The organism is Nostoc cf. commune SO-36, from assembly GCF_023734775.1.
GTDB classification, from domain to species: Bacteria; Cyanobacteriota; Cyanobacteriia; order Cyanobacteriales; family Nostocaceae; genus Nostoc; species Nostoc commune_A.
In genome coordinates, this window is sequence record NZ_AP025732.1 from 2019258 (window position 1) to 2035436 (window position 16179).

Here is a 16179-nt window from a genome sequence, read left to right on the forward strand (position 1 = left end):
TATTGCCTCTCTCCTAACATAGCTTTTAGCTTTGAGGATGTACCTCATAGCTGCCGGAAGTGCTGTAATTGTGCCAAGGCTGCTTTTTTGCGCCGAATTTGTTCGATCTCACCGACCGCCTCGAAAAACAAAAATCCGATGGCTGGTAACTGATAACTCCCTGCTGCCATATCGTCAGCTAAATCGTCCTTTAGCCTCACGCTGATGGTGCAACTGTCTTGGACTATTTTTTTAATAGTTCCCAATTTATTGCGGCTGCTGCGCCTGTTTTGCCCTGTGGGAGTAGTCTCGAACAGCTTAATCTCTTCGTTTTTTGCTAGTTTTACCCGTTCCCAGAAGTTTTCCACAGTCAAGGAATTTTCATCAGAACCGTCAATAGTAGCTGAGGTTACGTCAATCTCAAAAGTGATCCGTCTTCCGAAACCATTGTGGCTGAAAAAAGGCACACAAAATTGGCGTGTTTTAGCGATTTTTTCCTCAATCTGTAAAAATAGTTCCCAAATTCGCAGATGATCTTCTGTAGGCAGATGGTCGCCGCATATAGGCATAGCTGCCATCTGTGCCAATGCCGTTGGCGGAATATCGATATGATACCGATGATTAGGCAGTAGCCGTAAACGATAAGGTACAGCATAGCCATCAGCAGTTCCCTGTGAAAGTTCTAGCAACTTAGCAGATCGTACCTTTAAACCGTCCCTTCCATCTTGTTCTACAACTGCTCTAAATCCTAGTGTTTTTCCTAGCTTCTCAAGTCTTGCAGGTAATTGAAAATCATCCTGATCTGTTACTATGGTTAAATCCCAAATTTCTTCTCCAGGTCTTTGACCTGCACCCTTGCGACGTACATAGAGTAGGCGAGGTTCTTAACCCAGCAAATCAAATATTAACTCGTTAGCACGCTCTCGTCCCTGCCAAAAGTCGGGATATGATTCAACGACTGCTTGACCTTCAATATTGCTGATTAAACTATTAATTGCCGAAGAACCTAAGAAGACATAGCCCCAATCTTCAGCTTGGGCGTTGTTCATGCACCGCTTGCCTTTGCCAACAAAGTTTTCCAAGTCTAGTATTCCCAAATGCTGGCAAGGAAAAACATCTTCAACCTTTGTTGCTTTGCTTATTTTGCGTAGTATTACCCACTAACAATTCCAATCTTGAACAAAATACTGATAAAGTCAAAATAACTTTTCAGAAGCTAATAGTGGATGTAACTCAATTAGTCAAAGTTTCAATTATTCTCTTGGTGCTTGCTACAGGTGTAGCTCTGCTGTCACGGAGATTAGGAATCCCGTATGTTACGGGTTTAGTATTAGCAGGTTTACCCATCACTGAGCTATTGTCTCGGCCAATTGGTTTAAATCCAACCCTTGTTTTGAATCTTTTTTTGCCAATTCTCATCTTTGAAGCTGGTATTAATACAGATGTTAGCCGCCTACGCAGCACCTTTAAACCAATTGCCCTATTAGCTGGGCCTGGAGCGGTGCTTTCCAGTGGTATTGTTGCTGTTCTGTTGAAATTTGGGCTGGGACTAAGTTGGATACCTGCCTTATTTGTCGGAGTAATTCTGGCAAACACTGATACTGTTTCCATGATTGCCGTCTTTAAGGATATACCCGTACCATCCCGGCTTTCCACCATTGTTGAAGGAGAAACTCTATTCAACGATGCAGCTGCCCTAGTTTCCTTCAACCTAATTTTGCAAGTATATTCAACAGGCTCAATCACATTTATAGAGGGAATCCAACAACTGCTATTTATCTCTGTAGGAGGCTGCCTGGTGGGGTTAGTCTTGGGCTACTTGAGTATACCTGTCTTCGCCCGTTTAGATGATGCTCTTAGCAGTCTTTTATTGACAGTAGCAGTTGCATTAGGAACTTTTCAGGTTGGGCAATTTCTCGGTGTATCAGGTGCGGTGGCTGTAGTTGTCGCGGGATTAATCTTCGGGAATTTAGGGCTTTCTCGCAATACTTCTGCTTCTAGTCGCATCACATTGTTAAGTTTTTGGGAATATGCCAGTTTTACCGTCAACACCTTTATTTTTCTATTGATTGGTGTAGAAATAAACTTGGTAACGCTGTGGAAAACTTTACCTGCAATTCTACTTGCAGTTTTGGCTTATCAAGTCGGACGAGTTCTTACAGTCTATCCTCTACTAGCAGGCGTTCGCTGGATTGACCGCCCAATTCCGCTACGCTGGCAACATTTACTGTTTTTAGGCAACATTAAAGGTTCACTCTCAATGGCTCTGGCGTTGAGCTTACCTACCACACTGCCAGGGCGAGAAGTTCTGATAGCTATAGTCTTTGGCTGTGTGCTGGTGTCGTTAGTGGGACAGGGTTTAAGTTTGCCTTGGGTGGTAAAACGCTTAAAATTATCTAAATTTTCAGAAGCTCAACAACAGGTTGAAGAATTGCAAGCCCAGTTGATGACGGGTAAAGCAGCACAAGATGAATTAGATAGTCTGTTGAAATCAGGGGTGTTACCAAAAGCTGTTTATGAAGAGATGCGTTCAGCTTATCAGGTGCGAATTGCTGGTGCAGAAAAGACACTGCGGGAACTTTATAATCGTCGCCCTGATGAGGTGGAGGGTGGAAGTGGCAAGAGCAGTAAACTGGAAGCCATTCGTCGGCGTTTACTGTTGGCAGAAAAAGGAGCGCTCAATGAGGCAATGCGGAAGCGAATTCTCTCGGAAGAAATTGTGCGCGGGCGGATACAAAATCTTGATGAACAATTGTTGAAATTAGAAGATGATTAAATATGGGGCATTGGGCATTGGGGATAGTCTGGCCTTTGTCGATGAACCTTTGAGCTTTGACTGATTAGAGTGCGACCACCAGAACAAAAGTGTGCTTTTTGTAACTATGTACCGAAAAGAGGGGCAAAATCCAATCTCACCAGAGAACTTTGAATTTCCGTTTTCAGGCAAGTTATCATCAGATAATCGTTGGGTAGTTCTGGCATCTTTAATACCCTGGGCAGAATTTGAAGACAAATATTCTGACAAGTTCTCTATAGAAATGGGAGCGCCAGCAAAGCCATTTAGGATGGCATTAGGAGCATTAATAATTAAAGAAAAGCTAGGGATAAGTGACGGAGAAACAGTAGAACAAATTAAGGATAACCCTTATCTACAGTATTTTATAGGGATGTATTCTTATAACAATGAAACTCCATTTGATGCATCAATGTTAGTTCATTTTCGTGAAAGAATTAGTGTCGAGCTAGTCAATCAAGTGAATCAGCAAATGGTTTAACCCAACCACATATTCGTCCAATCGTCCGAGGTAAAGCGGGTAATGCAATAGAATTTGGGGCAAAATTGTCTGCTAGTTGCTTTGAGGGATATGTATTTTTAGACCATATTAGTTGGGATAATTTTAATGAATCAGGAGACTTAAAATCGCAAGTAGAAGCATTTAAAAATTTCACAGGTTATTATCCTGAATCAGTTCATGTTGATAAAATTTATCGAACCAGAGACAACCGAGCTTAGTGTAAATAAAGAGGTATTTTAATGAGTGGTCCGCCCTTGGGAAGACCTCCAAAAAATATTAGTAAAGAAAAAAAGAAACAAGATTTAGAATCTGAGAGAATTCGTAATTGCATTGAAGGAAAATTTGGGCAAGCTAAAAGAAGATTTAGCCTCAATCGGGTGATGGCAAAACTGTCTCATACTTCTGAAACAGCAATCGCCATTACTTTTTTAGTGATGAATCTTTCTACTCACCTGTCACGGTTTTTTTGTGCTTTTTTATGTCTATTTTTCCAAAATAGAACTTTCTTACAGTCTAAAATAACTGAAAATTATACCTTTGCTGTTTCTAGACAATGAAAGCTTATATCTGAATCTTGCTTGAATAACTAGTAAACCCAAAAGAATTGCTTTTTCATACTTTTTCAGCAACCCCTACATAATGACTGTAAATAAGTAAATGGGCGTAAATAAATATAATATGTTCCGTCATCGCGAACACTCGCAATGACATCTTAATATTTAATCATGCCTACCTACTTATTTTTATTCGATTACTTAGCTGATTATGCTGAAAATTTTAGTGACGGGTGCTACTGGAAATGTCGGTCGAGAAGTTATTCGCTTACTACTATCCCAAGATTGTAATGTCTGTGCCGCAGTTAGAAATCCAAACAGCGCTAAACAGATATTAGGCAGCAATATTCAGAGCGTCCCGTTTGATTTTACCAAGCCCGACACTTTTGAGCGTGCTTTTCTTCAAGTCAACAAACTTTTTTTAGTGCGTCCGCCTGCCCTGAATAACGTTCGCAAACAAATTGCCCCAGTCTTAAATGCTGCAAAACTTGCAGGCGTTGAGCATATCGTATTTCTTTCAATACTGGGAGCCGAACGCAACCCTTTTGTGCCGCACTCTAAAATTGAGCGCTATATCAACCAATTGGGCATTAAAGCTACCTTTTTACGGGCCAGCTTTTTTATGCAAAATCTTAATACCACACACAGAGAAGATATCAAGGCTCGTGGTGAATTGCTAATGCCTGCTGGTAATGGCAAAACAAGTTTTATTGATGTGCGGGATATTGCTGCCGTTGCAGTTCGCACTTTAATTGAAGATGGGCATCAGGAAAAAGCATATCCCCTTACGGGTGCAGAAGCTTTAACCTATTACGAAGTAGCAGACATCTTCACATCGGTTTTAGGTAAATCGATACGGTACAATCCCTCTTTACTAAAGTTTGTTCGACAAATGCGCTCATCTGGGTTGCCAATGGATTTTGTTTTAATAATGATAGCAATCTACACTACCGCTCGTTTAGGACTAGCAGGCAACATTACATCTGATACACAGCAATTGCTTAATCGTTCACCGCTAACCATACGGCAGTATGTCGAAGATTATCGACAGTTCTGGTTATAATCAGTAACGCCAAAAAGATAGCAATACAAGCGCAATCAGCTTTTTTAGTATATGCGCTGCCGCATTTATAAAACTGGAACCATCTCAATCTCTAAAGACTATTATTTGGGAGAAAATATTTTTAATCTCTTTGGTTGTCGTGGCAACCAGGATTATAGCTTACTCCCATTGACTATTTATCGAGTCTATATATTTATCTGAAAAAATTCATACGAACTTGATATTAAACTCATAATTGCTGTTAGTTTATTGAATCTATATATTTACCTAAGCAAATTTATACGAACTTGATATTAAATTCATGGTTGCTATTAAAGCAATACTAAAGTTTTACAGTAAAAATAACTATCTAGACATAAACTTTATAATATTTTTGCCAAAAATAATAGAAGCTTAAGAGTATAAAAAATTAGGAGCATCTGCTGGATAGTACATCTGTAATATAGCTAAAATGCCAAATCTACAATGAACACAAGTGCTTGATGCAAAAGGTGTTCGTGTCTTTAGTGGCGTAAATTTATTTAAATCCATCAAAATGATAGAGTCTTTTTATCTGCTAAAAACTACAGACAAACACAAGGTGAAAAAAATACCAATGCTTGATAAAAGCTTGATAAAAGCTTGTTTTTTACTTAGCTAAATAATTAGCTTGAGGCACGTAAGCCTGCAAAACTATTTTTGGATTCAGACTTAAAAAATTACTCTGTTTCACTCAATCTCATGCAATTATATACAACTCGTGAAATCGAACAACTCCAGAGGCACGAAGACCTTCCTTACTTAATTGAAATTATGGAGTGGGTAAAAAATTTTTTAGGAAGACCTCATCCTAAGTTAGGAAGAACCGGCGCAGTTTGTCCTTTTGTACCTCTCTCTCTCAAATCAAATAGTATTCGTTTGGCAGTTATTCACACAAAACATTTGTATCCAGAACAATTAGAAGAGATTGTTAAAAGTTACCGAGATATCTTTTTGGAGATGGATGTTAAAGGGCAAGAATTAGCAATCAACAAAGCTTTTTTACTTATCTTTCCTGACATCCATATAGAAGATGCTCCTAAACAAGTAGATAGTATTCAACAAAAACTTAAGCCTTTGTTTGTTGAGTCAGGATTGATGATAGGAGAATTTCATAAACGCAATGAAAGCCCTGGTCTGCACAACCCAAACTTTCGTCCACTTCGTAGCCCTATTCCCTTGTTGGCTATCCGGTTTATGGTTGAAGCTGACCTCCCCTTTCTTCAAAGTCCGGCTGATCTACACTTACGTATTCGTTATCTAGAAGCTTATTTAAAGCGTTTTGGCCAGAATTTTACAGATGAAACAAAGTTTACAAATGCTCATCAAGCGTTGTCCTTAGCGAAAGAACAACTTAAAAAAGAAAATTTGGTAAGTTATTGTATATAAATAAAATGTTTGAATTGGAGATTGGGCGCAAGCGATATTCACCCGTTGCTTTTCGCCTCTAAAAAAGGTGGTTAGAGAAAGTATCTATAAATCTTCTGGCAGGTAGATGCGATACAACTCTTTTAACTATGTTTCTTTCTCCATTTCCTCTATTGGCGGCGCTGGTACATGCTTTTGCTGCCGCAAATCTGGGTTTCCAGACATGAGTACTACAAAACAATACTTATGATAGAGGGAGGAATCAGCCATAACTATATTTTAGATAGATGCACCCATACTCCTAATTTTTTAAGATAATCCCAAGGATAAATAATTAGGAATGTAATCATGGCTGAACAACAAAAATCTAATAATCAACAAACTGCGTCTACTGCTTCTCCTGACGGCGAAACCCCTATCGACGAAAGTATCCGTAAAACTGGTGATGCGGAAAAGAGTGATGCTAAATCCACTGCTACTCCAGAAGCACCAGAAAACGATGGTGTAGCAGGTAGCCCCAATCAAGGAACTGAGTCACGTTAATTAATTTGAACTTTTCCAAATTTCAACAGGTGGGGCCCATTTCTCCCTAAATTCAGCGCAGCGAGTTGGGGAGGAATCTTACTAATCTCGCTGGCGATTTGGGACTATTGGTTTCTCAACCGCATTAGTTTTCATGGGTTGTAGAGATGCTAGATTTCGCGTTTCTACAGGGTCTTAGTGAAAAATCAAATAATGATGATATTTAACGGGACAGACCACTATTGGTCTGTCCCATTAATTTTGAGGGATAAGAGAATGAACCACATTCGCGTTAGCATCTCCCCTGGGCAGTCCCGATGAAACTTGTTTCATCGGGACTGCCCTCTGCCTTTTTAGATAAATTATCCCAAATTATTTGTATATTTGTAGGGACGTAAGGCTTGGCATAAGTGTCAACTTAACGTAAAAACCAGTCTAGAAAAAGCTTTTAGGATTGCCTCGTCAAGAGTCTCCGACTGGGAATGCCTATCGTTGAGGCTCCGCCTCAAGACTTGCGGCAGAGCCGCTATGATGAGCATTTCTAGCCAGAGGCTGGAAACGAGATTTGAAAGGAGTTCTACCTTAAGTTGACACCAATGAAGGCTTGGCATCTACTACGATGGAGCCTTTGAGCGACGCAATGGAAGAGATGAGGTTATGGTATCTATTGAAAACAATTAATCACTGCTAATTAGTTTGCCGTTAAATACCTGCTAAGAATTTAGCAGAGTTATTTACAGATAATCTTAATTTTGAAATGTTTTTTCTTTTTGCCTTATGACTTTATTCAATTCATCTCCACTTGGCGGAAAACAAAATACACGTACAGTTGGACGGAGTTTCCAGCCAATATTTTTAATTATATTTACTCTACTGATGATGACTGGTATCAGTGTTCGTTTAGCGTATTTGCAAATTACTGAAGGAGCAAATCACCGAAAACGAGCCGAGTCAAATCGAATTCGGATGATTCCTAAGCAACCAGAACGAGGCAATATTTTTGACCGTAATGGCAAACTTTTAGCCAGTACTCGCTATCCTCGCTCTGTATATTTGTGGCCAATGGCACATACCAAGCCAGGATGGTCAGTTGTAGGAGCGCGTCTATCTGAAATTCTCGACGTTCCTCAAGAAGAGATTGAAAAGAAACTAGAAGAGGCAGGTGCTAACTCTTCTTCACTCATACGAATTGCTCGTGACTTGAACGAAGCGCAAATTACAGCATTGAAGGAGTATCAAACCGAACTGAAAGATGTAGAAATTCATACAGAAGCCGTTCGTTACTATCCCCACGGTAAGGAACTAGCACATATATTAGGTTATACGCGAGAACTGACGGCCGATCAGTTAAAAGAAAAGAAGCAGGAAGGCTACAGATTGGGTGATGTGATTGGTCAAATGGGAGCTGAAAAAGCTTATGAGAAAAGTCTGCGGGGCGAATGGGGCGGTCAGCAGGTAGAAGTGGATGGTGCAGGTCGGCCACTCCGGGTTTTGGGTGAGAAACAGGCAAAAGCTGGTAATGATTTGCACTTGAACGTAGACTTAAATATGCAAAAAACAGCAGAAAAAGCTTTAGGCGATCGCGATGGTGCGATCGTGGCACTTGACCCAAAGAATGGTGCTGTTTTAGCAATGGTATCTCACCCCACCTTTGACCCAAATATTTTCTCGAAGCAGAAACTTACCCAAAAAGATTGGGAAACTGTCCAAGGTGCCGATCATCCCTTGGTTAATCGCGCCCTCAGTGCCTTTCCACCTGCTAGCACCTTCAAAATTGTCACCACCACAGCCGGGTTAGAATCAGGTAAATTTTCTCCCAGCACAGTTTTGCAAACCTACGGTTCTTTAAACTTTGGTGGCACGCGATTTGGTGAATGGAACCACGCCGGATTCGGCCCATTAGGTTTTGTCGGTGCATTACAGTGGAGTAGTGATACCTTCTTCTATCAAATTGGTCGCGGAGTCGGCGGCCCAACTTTAATTGAATGGACTCGTAAATATGGATTTGGTAAAAAAACTGGTTTTGAGTTTGCCAACGAAGAAGCAAAAGGTTTAGTGCCAGATGAAGCATGGAAGCAGAAAGCTTGGAAGATACCTTGGACTGTCGGCGACAGCATTAATATGTCAATTGGTCAAGGTGCTTTACAAACTACACCTTTGCAAGTCGCTGTTATGTTTGCTGTACCCGCTAATGGTGGCTACCTAGTCCAGCCGCATTTACTTAAAGACAACGAAGAAGCAAAAAGCTGGCGTGAATCTTTAAATATGAAGCCGACAACCATAAGTGTTCTCCGTCAGGGACTTCGGAAAGTAGTAGCTGAAGGTACGGGTAAGGCTTTGAAGCAGCCAACAGTTCCCCCTGTCGCTGGTAAGAGTGGTACTGCTGAAGCGTGGAAGGGGCGTGTTAAGCAAAATCACGCTTGGTTTGGAGCCTATGCACCTGCTGAACAGCCAGAAATTCTGATTGTGGCATTTGCTGAACATTCCGGCGGCGGTGGTGGTAGCATTGCTGCGCCGATGATCTTACAAATTATGGAGGAATACTTTCAGCGCAAATATCCAGGTAAGTATCAGAAACCAGCGCCTAAGAGTCCATAAAACGGTGAAGTGGGAACAGGCGCTTTGTGGTGGAACTCTATTAAAGCAATCAACCCTTAATAAAATGTGGACTCCTCATTTTCCCAATCAAGGGGATGATTGGGAAAAGTTGAGATATGTTGCAGGTTTAGGTTGGTGGGTATTTAATTATGGCGATCGCCGAGTAGTTGGTCATAATGGTTCGATACTAGGATTCGCAAGTAACATTACCCGCTTTATTGATGATAAAATTACCGTGATTTTACTTTGCAATCTCGATAAAATTTCCCGACCAGATGCGATCGCTAAAAAAATTGCTGAATACTACTGTCCAGTTCTTAAGGAACTAATGCTTCAGCCTCCATTAAAGGAGAGTGAGTAAAACCAATTATTTCTGAGCGAATTATTTTGACTACTGTCTCCTATGGTGATGTCTTAACGGGTTTCAAATTTCTAGCTTTGTAGAACATTTCTAAACTACTGCGATCGCCTACAAAACGCCAGTGCCACGGCTCATAACTCACACCTTGAACATTATCTTTAGGAAATGACATTTCAAAGCCAAAACGCGCTGTATTAGCTTGCAGCCACCGATAAGCCTTGGTATTGTCAAAGTTTGTTTGGAGATTAGTTGCTGGCACTGATCCGTCTCCAATATCTACAGCATAACCTGTGTGATGTTCGCTATGGCCAGGAGGAGCGCTGAGGGCAGCTCGTTGTGCTGGCGTTTGATTTCGCTGGGCACCGACACCAAAAAACAATGGCTCCTGGTCTTTGACTGAGCGAAAGCCAGAAATTGGTACTAAAATTACACCTGAACTCCGCGCTGCTGCTACCATCTCCTCAAACTTTTGGGCAGCAGTTTTTCGCATTTTAATGCCCCTATTTGCGGAGATGGTTACTAATTCTGATTCAGGGGCTTCTGGGTATGCCAGATGCCCTAACAGGGTATTGACATTACCAGGTTCTGTAGTCGGTGTAGGTGCAGAACTAGTGACCAAAGGTTGAGAATCGATGTTTTTTTTGGGTGTAGTGACGAAAAACAAAAAACCGCTAATTAAACCCAGTAGGGCAAATCCCGTTGCTCCTCCAATCAGCAAAATTCGGGGTTGCAACCAAATTTTAGGTGTTGCATCAGGGGTAACGCGTACAGCCACTGGAATATCATCACCAAGGTCATTCGATGAGTTTTGCGGTTTTCCAGAAAACCCAGCCTTATTCAAGGGTAAACTCCTGTTTTTGTGGGATAACCATAACAGATTTTGCACTGGACAAAAGTAAACGTAACAGGTAGCATTTTACATCTGTGGTTCTTAGGCGCAATTTTGACAAACCTTTTAGAACTATACGTCAAGCTGGGAGGATTAGTCCTGGTAGGTTTTATTCTGGGACGCAAACTACCTGTGACAGTTCCTACACGTTTGGGACAGTTTCTTTTTTGGGTGGGAGTACCCATCAGCATAGTATCGTTTTTGCGTCAATCTAGCTTGTCAGGGCAGATTTGGATTGCACCTGCCTTCGCTTACCTAGCCATTTTACTCGGAGCATTTTTAGCTTGGTTAGGAATTAAAGCACAAGCCTATTTTAGAAATACTGTCCCCCAACCACCAACTCAAGCTAGCTTGATATTAGCAGCAATGTTGGGTAACACAGGTTATCTTGGTTTTCCCATTACCTTAGCAATGGTAGGCAAGGAATACTTTGCTTGGGCGCTATTTTACGATTTGCTAGGTTCATTCCCAGGAACTTACGGCTTGGGTGTATTCCTAGCAGCGCGTTTTGGTGGTGGTGTCCAGAATCATTGGCAGACTGCTAGGGCGATTTTAATTAATCCTGCGCTGTGGGGTTTCGGATTTGGCTTGCTGTTTCGGCAGGTGACAATTCCTACAGTTGCGGAATTCTGGTTAGAAAAATTTGCTTGGAGTGGTGTAGCTTTATCCCTGGTGTTAATTGGAATGCGACTGGCGCTGCTCAAATCTTGGCGTAGCTTACCACAAGTAGGGATGAGCTTGGGAATCAAAATGCTGCTAGTTCCCTTGATATTGGGGAGTATATTACCACTGTTTGGAATAACTGGAGCGATCGCAAAAATAATTGTCTTACAAATGGCCATGCCTCCAGCTTTTGCCACACTCGTAATTGCTGAGGCATTCAATCTCGATCGCGATCTGGCAGTTACTGCCTTAGCATCTGGGGCTATACTATTGCTACTTACTCTCCCAGTTTGGCTGTGGCTGTTTTGATTTTTGAATTCTCATTGAGAAGCTGTAATTTTTTCAATGAATTTCCATAAAATCTCTGTTTTCCTCTCTGCGTCGCGCCAGTTGCTTTAAGTCGGGGAACCCGCCCAACGCACTGGCTTCTCTGTGCCTCTGCGGTTTAAAAGTAATTTATTGAACCACAGAGGCGCAGAGAACACAGAGAAAAGAGAAATTATTGTCCAAGAATTTACCCAGCTTGAAAGTGCTAGTCCTATGTTTATAAATAGTTTAGAAGCATTATGCATCCTGTACTGGATGCTGCCCATAATATGGTAAAGCTTCTGACCAATTAGGAAATTTGCCTTCTTGCCAATCGAGATTAGCTAGTTCTAAAATACTTGTCACCGTCGCTGCTAACCCAGATTGAGCTTGAATCAACTGATAATTAGTGTTCCAATTCGCTAAAGTTTCCTGCCACGCAACTGGAGTGAATACTCTATCTGACAAACACACTTTTAGTTTAGAAGCATCTGACTCAAACTGATAAATAGCAGCAAAAACTTGACCTCGTTGTGCTAGCATTTCCACAGCAATAGTTTTTGGATTTTGACTTTTGCCAGCTTCTGCCCAAGCTACCGCAGCCAAGGTTGAAATCGCAAATACAGGAATATCTAACTGTTGCCCTAAAGTCCGAGCAGTGACAACACCAATTCGAGTTCCTGTAAAGCCGCCGGGGCCTTTTGCAACTGCAATAAAAGACAAATCTGCCCAAGTTTGCGGTTTGATAAATTCAATTAAATATTGATGCACTAAGCTAGATAAATCACGCCCCAAATTCTCAATTTGAGAGCGAGTCTCGCCTGCAAAATTACTAATTGCCAAACCTAATTCTGGTGTGGTGGTGTGTAGTGCTAGAGCGTATTGATTTATTGCAAGGTCTTCTAGTTCCGTTGTCAAAGTTACTTAAAATATCTATTTTTATAAAGTTAACGTAATTTATTTAAGCATATAACATAGAGGTTATTAATTGAAAAAATACTGATTAATAATCAGTCAAATGGTCTTGTTACAAGGTTTTTAAGAGGCAATGCTGTTAACTTTCTAATAGCGATCGCTTTCCTGACATCTCCTCCCCATACCATAAATTTGCGATCGCTGAAGAACAAAATCTCATTACAGCAGAAATCATGTATTTGAACCACATCTGACGTAAGGGCACAGCATTGCTGTGCCCCTACCGCGTGGTTTATTTACCTGAAAATAGCTGTAAGATACACCAATCATTTTCTGTCAAGTCGGCACTAATTCACCAGGACGCAACTTCGACCACTTACCCGTTTCTCGCTTAAAGCTTAGGCAACCAACAACATCCCATTCCATTTCAATTACATCATCTTTAGTCCGAATGTTGACATTGATAGAAGGTTCATTGGGATCAAAATCTGGTGTTTCGGTCAAGTGAGGCTGTTGGTGCTGCCCTTCTACGGCATGATAGGTAACACAGCTGTCTACATAGTGGCAATTCACGCAAATACACATAATAGAACCAACTCCAGGGGCCTTTATTGTTAATCTAACGTAAGCCCAACTGTTATTCATGAGTTGCTGGGTTGATTTTTATTACAATGCTTGAAGAAGAATTCAGAATTCAGAAGTCAGAATTCAGGAGTGGAGCAAGGAAAGTCCGCCTTTGGTCAAAATCAACAAACAGTGCGGGGGATTTAAACCTGCCACTGACAGCGTAGCCTCTACTCTTTCTCTACAAGATGCTACTCGGAGCTTGCTTCATCGTAGGAATACACAATCTAAAATCTAAAATCTAAAATCCAAAATGGTATTAGCTCCCGAAAATTGGCCTTTCAGCTTGGAATTCTTGCCACAACCTGCTTACATGGTAGGTGGCGCTGTCCGAGATGCCATTCTTGGTAGAACTCGCGAATATCTGGATTTAGATTTTGTTATACCATCTAAGGCGGTAAAGGTAGCGAGAGCGATCGCTCATCATTACAAAGCTGGTTTTGTGTTACTCGATGCCAAACGACAAATTGCTCGTGTGGTTTTTCCCCACGCCACGGCTGATTTTGCCCAACAGGAAGGAGATAGTTTAGAAATTGATTTGCATAGACGGGATTTTACAGTAAATGCGATCGCTTATAATCCCCATACCCAAGAAATCATCGATCCTCTGCAAGGTTATGCAGATTTACAACAGGGCATTTTGCGAATGGTATCACCTGCGAACCTAGAAGATGACCCTTTACGGCTAATGCGAGGTTATCGCCAAGCCGCCCAACTAGGTTTTACTATTGAGCCAGCTACCCAAGCCGCAATTCGTTCTTTGGCATCACATATCAGCAAAGTTGCAGCCGAACGAGTTAGGGTAGAAATTGGCTATCTACTCAGCAATTCTCAGGGTACTCCTTGGATCACAAGTGCTTGGGAAGATGGTTTACTTGCCCCTTTCTTCAAAAACGCCACCCGTGAAAACTTGCTCAAACTAGCAGCAGTTGACACAGCAGCTGCGTTACTCACCCAAACTTGGCAACAACTAGGGGCACAACTACAAAAATATGTCCGCGATAGTATCAAAACCACTTGGTTAGCTATTGCCAAACTTGCTTGCCTCGTCAACCCAGATCCGGAGTTAGCAGAAATAGAGCTACAAAAACTAACTTATAGTCGCGCTGAAATCCGGGGTGTAACCACTGCTCTGAAACTATTACCGCAGTTTCAAGTAGTTGATATGTCATTACGAGAACAATATTTTTTGTTCCATGACGCAGATATTGTATTTCCCGCTACAGCAGTGCTAGCTGTAGCACTTAATAATTTGGTAGAGGCGATGTCTAGTGACAAGCCGCTACACACAGCAGTGGACATAACAGAGGAAACCAAGGCAAGGATCTGCCAAGTCTTAGCACCTTTGATCAACCGCTACCTGAACCCTGATGATCTGGTTGCTCATCCCACTCCATTAGTGAACGGGAAGGAGTTGATTATAGCATTAGATATTCCAGCTTCGCCAATCATTGGCCAACTTTTGAGAGAAGTTGGCGTAGCACAAGCTGAGGGGAAGATTTCAACCGCAACAGAGGCGATCGCTTTTGCACGTCAGTTACTTGATGGTTAAATGCTTAACAGCTTATCACCGATAAAATTGTTCGTTTTTTTGAAGATTTCCCACAAGCCTTATTTTTAGGAGGTTAATTGGACGTGTTTTTTGAACACAAAATTTAGTACAGTTGTTCGCATTGAAAGGGCTGGGTCTTAAACCCAAGACCCGTTTGGTCACGGGCAGAGAGCAGAAAACACTATCCCTCCTACCTTCTGCCCTGTGCCTTTCTAGATAAAATGTCCCCTACTTGCTAAAAAACTGCGATTTTTTTAGTCAATCCTGGCAACTACATACATCATGTATGCTACTATTTGCTTGACATTATGATTAATTTATTATGTTTTTTCCTAAAAATTAGTGCAGATAAACAAACTAATGGACTATACACCAGCTTATTCATTTGATGCCTTAGTTGGTCGCCTGAAAAAAATATCGTACATTTACTTAAGCACTTACCAGAAAAAAGACCTCCAGGTTTTCCTGATAGGTTGAGTTTTTACGCCTAGCCTTTCTTGGACAGGATTAACTGCTTATGAATGGACAGCCTTTAATTTTGGTTGTAGAACAGAGTCTACATGATTTAGAGCTTCTTAATTCTCATCTAGGAACATTAAATTTCTCATGCATTTGTACTAAACAAGGGGTGAGGGCTGTGATGTTGGCACAAACTCATCAACCAGATTTAATTCTCCTAGATACGATGCTCTCTAATTCGAGTGCAAATCAAGTTATTGATGACCTCAAACACGACTCAAAAACTGCTAGTATCCTCAATCATTGGAGTAACACCTCTAACGATGACACAAAATGATAATTCTACGAAGCTTACAGGATTTGATGATTGCATTACTAAACCCTATGATTTTAATCAATTAGAAGTGGTAATCAATCGCCACATTAGTCAGCTAAGTTATTGACATTTGCTTTGTGAATAGATTCGGGATTCCAAAGCTCAGGTAATGGACTGAGAACTACAATGATCCCAGTACGACCTGTTGCTAAATTCGTTTTTGTCACAAGGTCAAAGACAGGTTTACTAATAATTTCCTCAATCAAACTTTTTAATTCTAGTTTAATTATTTTATCTAAATATAATCGTACTTGTTCAGCTAAACTATCATAACCTCCCCTCAGTAGAGTTTGTTCAGCTTGAGTAATTGAGTTTTCTAGAGAAATTACAATTTCAGTATCAAAAAAATGACAAATTATTTTGCTAGGAGACTTGCCTAGCTTATCATTATAGAACTTGATGATTCGCTGTGATATTTCTATTTCTAATTGTTTAACATTAGCTTGTAACATTAGCATCTATCATGTAATACAGCGCTTCCCGCTATTATGCAATACAGTTTTTCTTATTGCCTCTCTCCTAACATAGCTTTTAGCTTTGAGGATGTACCTCATAGCTGCCGGAAGTGCTGTATTATCGTTTGAGTCTCTGAACTAGAGTTTAGACTAGGCAACAAGAAAAGACTCAGCAACGCTG

General features: G+C 41.0%; 16 protein-coding genes and 1 pseudogene. 10 read left to right on the forward strand and 7 right to left on the reverse strand.

The window, feature by feature from the left end; all coding sequences use genetic code 11:
• Positions 1–44: 44 nt before the first annotated feature.
• Together ANSO36C_RS08885 and ANSO36C_RS08890 are read right to left on the reverse strand one after the other, a co-directional pair.
• Positions 45–668, reverse strand: coding sequence for a hypothetical protein (locus ANSO36C_RS08885; RefSeq protein WP_251959232.1), 624 nt, complete (start codon positions 666–668; stop codon positions 45–47).
• A 195-nt stretch (positions 669–863) separates the two neighbouring features.
• Positions 864–1061, reverse strand: a complete 198-nt coding sequence (locus tag ANSO36C_RS08890) for a hypothetical protein (protein WP_251959233.1) — start codon at positions 1059–1061, stop codon at positions 864–866.
• 140 nt (positions 1062–1201) lie between these two features.
• Here ANSO36C_RS08890 and ANSO36C_RS08895 point away from each other — a divergent pair, with 140 nt between their 5' ends.
• The 7 genes and pseudogenes from ANSO36C_RS08895 to ANSO36C_RS08925 all read left to right on the forward strand — a co-directional run bounded on the left by ANSO36C_RS08895 (position 1202) and on the right by ANSO36C_RS08925 (position 9759).
• Entirely contained in the window at positions 1202–2755 is a 1554-nt protein-coding gene (locus ANSO36C_RS08895; protein ID WP_251959234.1) for a cation:proton antiporter, read from the forward strand.
• Positions 2756–2861: 106 nt separating this feature from the next.
• A pseudogene (locus ANSO36C_RS08900) lies at positions 2862–3832 on the forward strand (transposase).
• Between the two features lie 208 nt (positions 3833–4040).
• A complete protein-coding gene (locus ANSO36C_RS08905) occupies positions 4041–4892 on the forward strand; it encodes an SDR family oxidoreductase (RefSeq protein ID WP_251959235.1) in 852 nt (283 codons plus the stop codon).
• A 678-nt stretch (positions 4893–5570) separates the two neighbouring features.
• Complete coding sequence (locus tag ANSO36C_RS08910; RefSeq protein WP_323374575.1) at positions 5571–6299, forward strand: DUF6875 domain-containing protein; 729 nt, start codon at positions 5571–5573, stop codon at positions 6297–6299.
• A gap of 327 nt (positions 6300–6626) precedes the next feature.
• On the forward strand, positions 6627–6821 hold the full coding sequence (locus ANSO36C_RS08915) for a hypothetical protein (protein ID WP_251959236.1): 195 nt from the start codon (positions 6627–6629) through the stop codon (positions 6819–6821).
• 756 nt (positions 6822–7577) lie between these two features.
• On the forward strand, positions 7578–9398 hold the full coding sequence (mrdA, locus tag ANSO36C_RS08920) for a penicillin-binding protein 2 (protein ID WP_251959237.1): 1821 nt from the start codon (positions 7578–7580) through the stop codon (positions 9396–9398).
• A 4-nt stretch (positions 9399–9402) separates the two neighbouring features.
• Positions 9403–9759 carry a serine hydrolase domain-containing protein gene (locus ANSO36C_RS08925; RefSeq protein WP_251959238.1) on the forward strand — a complete coding sequence of 119 codons (357 nt, stop codon included), beginning with the start codon at positions 9403–9405 and terminating at the stop codon, positions 9757–9759.
• A 40-nt stretch (positions 9760–9799) separates the two neighbouring features.
• Here the strand turns inward: ANSO36C_RS08925 and ANSO36C_RS08930 are convergent, their stop codons facing one another.
• Entirely contained in the window at positions 9800–10600 is an 801-nt protein-coding gene (locus ANSO36C_RS08930) for a M15 family metallopeptidase (protein WP_251959239.1), read from the reverse strand.
• 102 nt (positions 10601–10702) lie between these two features.
• Between ANSO36C_RS08930 and ANSO36C_RS08935 the strand changes: the two genes are divergently transcribed.
• Positions 10703–11620: an AEC family transporter gene (locus ANSO36C_RS08935; RefSeq protein WP_251960286.1), complete on the forward strand. Its 918-nt coding sequence runs from the start codon at positions 10703–10705 to the stop codon at positions 11618–11620.
• A 255-nt stretch (positions 11621–11875) separates the two neighbouring features.
• Here the strand turns inward: ANSO36C_RS08935 and tsaB are convergent, their stop codons facing one another.
• The 3 genes from tsaB to ANSO36C_RS08950 all read right to left on the reverse strand — a co-directional run bounded on the left by tsaB (position 11876) and on the right by ANSO36C_RS08950 (position 13117).
• A complete protein-coding gene (gene tsaB, locus ANSO36C_RS08940) occupies positions 11876–12535 on the reverse strand; it encodes a tRNA (adenosine(37)-N6)-threonylcarbamoyltransferase complex dimerization subunit type 1 TsaB (RefSeq protein WP_251959240.1) in 660 nt (219 codons plus the stop codon).
• Positions 12536–12627: 92 nt separating this feature from the next.
• Positions 12628–12780: a hypothetical protein gene (locus ANSO36C_RS08945; protein WP_251959241.1), complete on the reverse strand. Its 153-nt coding sequence runs from the start codon at positions 12778–12780 to the stop codon at positions 12628–12630.
• An 88-nt stretch (positions 12781–12868) separates the two neighbouring features.
• Complete coding sequence (locus ANSO36C_RS08950) at positions 12869–13117, reverse strand: Ycf34 family protein (RefSeq protein ID WP_251960287.1); 249 nt, start codon at positions 13115–13117, stop codon at positions 12869–12871.
• A gap of 292 nt (positions 13118–13409) precedes the next feature.
• On the opposite strand from ANSO36C_RS08950, the gene ANSO36C_RS08955 reads away from it, so the two are divergent.
• Together ANSO36C_RS08955 and ANSO36C_RS08960 are read left to right on the forward strand one after the other, a co-directional pair.
• Positions 13410–14708: a CCA tRNA nucleotidyltransferase gene (locus ANSO36C_RS08955; RefSeq protein WP_251959242.1), complete on the forward strand. Its 1299-nt coding sequence runs from the start codon at positions 13410–13412 to the stop codon at positions 14706–14708.
• Positions 14709–15225: 517 nt separating this feature from the next.
• Positions 15226–15504, forward strand: coding sequence for a PleD family two-component system response regulator (locus tag ANSO36C_RS08960; RefSeq protein WP_251959243.1), 279 nt, complete (start codon positions 15226–15228; stop codon positions 15502–15504).
• Positions 15505–15590: 86 nt separating this feature from the next.
• On the opposite strand, the gene ANSO36C_RS08965 is transcribed toward ANSO36C_RS08960, so the two are convergent.
• Entirely contained in the window at positions 15591–15995 is a 405-nt protein-coding gene (locus tag ANSO36C_RS08965) for a Na-translocating system protein MpsC family protein (protein ID WP_251959244.1), read from the reverse strand.
• Positions 15996–16179 lie beyond the last annotated feature (184 nt).